Annotated in this window: 1 protein-coding gene and 2 pseudogenes; all 3 read left to right on the top strand. The window is 67.3% G+C overall.

The annotated features are described in order from the left end of the window. A pseudogene (locus QZV93_RS00430) lies at positions 1–380 on the top strand (hypothetical protein); the annotation flags it as partial. An 89-nt stretch (positions 381–469) separates the two neighbouring features. Continuing rightward, a complete protein-coding gene (locus QZV93_RS00425; protein ID WP_295555026.1) occupies positions 470–1,774 on the top strand; it encodes a hypothetical protein in 1,305 nt (434 codons plus the stop codon). A gap of 145 nt (positions 1,775–1,919) precedes the next feature. Then, positions 1,920–2,353 (top strand): annotated as a pseudogene (locus tag QZV93_RS00420) (HAD family hydrolase); the annotation flags it as partial.

Genomic DNA, 2,353 nt, shown 5'->3' with positions numbered 1-2,353 from the left:
CGCCGCCGCCGTCCTCGGCCGATGCCAGCCCCGCCGCTATCGAGGCCTTGCTCGCACGCGCCAAAGCGTTCCGCCCGCTCGCCGTCTACGTGATCGCCGAAATCCGCAAGATCGTGCCCGGCATCGCCGTGGCCGCACGCGATGGCTATCTCCTCTTCCAGGCCGGAGCCCGCGACGCGGCCCTCCTCACGATCGGCACCAAGGAGCTGCGCTTGGCGCTCTCTCTCGAGAGTGCCCCCCCTGCCGCCGCACTGGAGCCCGCCAAACTCCCCGGCCTCAAGGGTGCGCCGCCGATGACCCACATGACCGTCCTGACCGACGCACGCCAGATCACGCCGGCTCTCCTGGCGGCCGTTGCACAAGCGACCTCCGGCACTTAACTCCCCTCACAGCCGCAAGCGGCCACCGGGCGCCAACATCGATTTGCCCGATTTGCTCCGCTTCATGGCACCCATTCGAGGAGGCAAGAGTGTCGACATCCGCTCGCCCCACTACCCCCACGCAAATCCTGGCTTGGGTCGCCGCCGGACTGCTTCTGGCCGGTCCCGCCCATGCGCAGTCCACGGTCAAGGACCGCATCGGCGATCTCTTGCGGTCGGACCAGTCCGCTGCGGCGCCGGAAGCGGCCGCGCCCACACCCGAGGCAGCAGCAGCCGACCCGCGCGAAGGCGATCCCGGCTACGAGCAGGCGCGCGCCCTGATGAGCGCCATCGACGGCATCTTGTCAGACGTGGCCCAGCAGCGCGCCGAAGCCAAGAAGCTGCCCGGCAAGGACGAGTTCCTGGTCACGCCGCTCTGGACCGAGACCAAGGAGGACCGCGAGGGCCGCATCCGCACGCTTCTCGACGCGACGCTCGGCATCGTCACCGACGCACCCGTCGTCGAGGTGCAGAAGCGCATCGAGCAGCACCGCCGCAACATCCGCGATCTCGAGGCGAGCATCGTCTCCCTGAAGGAGAAGCAGCTCACCGCCCCCAAGGACGCCATGCTGCCGGGCGTGCTGACCGATACCGTCGCCAGCCTGGGCGACAAGATCGCCGAGCACAAGACGCGCATCGCCGACAACGAGGCTGCGATCAAGACCGCCAAGGGCGAGATCGCCGAGGCCCTGATCAAGTCCGGCGTCGACCTCGCACCGGATCAGCTGGACCTGCTGCTCGACGGCGTGCTTTCGGGAGACCTCGTTCGCCTCGTCGCCACCTTCCATGCCGCCAAGCTCATCGATGGACAGTTGGCGAAACTGATGACGGCCACCGCCGAGAACCCCGGCGCCGCACGCAAGTATTTCGCCATGCACGCGGCCCTCTTCGCGCTCCTCGTGCACGCCCAGGATTCGACGATCAACAAGATCGACACCCAATACATGCCGAAGCTCGACGCCATCCTGAAGGACCTGGCAGCCGCCAAGGCCAAGACCATCGAGTTGATGCGGGCCGAGAACCGCCCCGACCAGAAACGCGCCCTCGAAGCTAACCGCGAGAGCCAGAAGTTGGCCGAGGAAGCCGCCAAAGGCTACCGGCGCTATCTCGCCCAGCAGCGCGAGCAGATCGCCGCCGCCCGCACCCGCGCCACCCACGACCTGCGCATCGCCGACAACACCTTCGACACCGTGGAGGCGAGCCTCGAGCTCAGAAATCTGATGCGCGACAGCTCGACCTCGTTCGAGGCCATCCAGAAGCTGGAGGCGCCGACCTTCGAGCAGATCTTCAAGAACGAGGAGCTGCGCCGCGAGTTCGAGAACCTGACCCGCAAGCTGGACGCGCCGACGAGCTAGCCTGCCGCGCGCCGCGCCTTCTCACAATTGCAGCATTGCTTATCAGCAATTGCGCATTCACACGGTCACGCTCCCTTCGTAGTTCTACGCACGGCGCGTCGCATCGCGACGCATGGACCGATCGGCACGGAGGGGCCCGCGCGCGATGAAAGCCTTCTCCGACGTCTCGCTGTCCGAGCTCAAGGCGGTGCGCTTCGTCCTCACCGATATGGATGACACGCTGACGTTCCGAGGCCGCCTCGCGGCACGCACCTATGAGGCGATCGAGCGGCTCGAGACGGCCGGCGTGCGCGTCGTCCCCATCACCGCCGCTCCGGCCGGTTGGTGCGACCAGATGATCCGCATGTGGCCCATCGCGGCGGTCATAGGCGAGAATGGCGGCTTCTGCTTCGCGCGCCGCGGCCATGTCATAAGGCGCCGCTTCTGGCTCGACCCTCAAGCCCGCGCCGACGCGCAATATCGGCTGTCCGAGATCGCCGCCGACATCCGCGACGCCCATCCCGATACCGCGCTTGCCGACGATCAATCGTTCCGGCTGACAAGCCTCGCGTTCACCCGTCCCGCTTCCCGAACGACCGC

Source organism: uncultured Hyphomicrobium sp. (genome assembly GCF_902826555.1).
In the GTDB taxonomy this organism is placed as follows: Bacteria; Pseudomonadota; Alphaproteobacteria; order Rhizobiales; family Hyphomicrobiaceae; genus Hyphomicrobium_C.
This window is presented reverse-complemented; position numbering and strand designations above follow the sequence as displayed.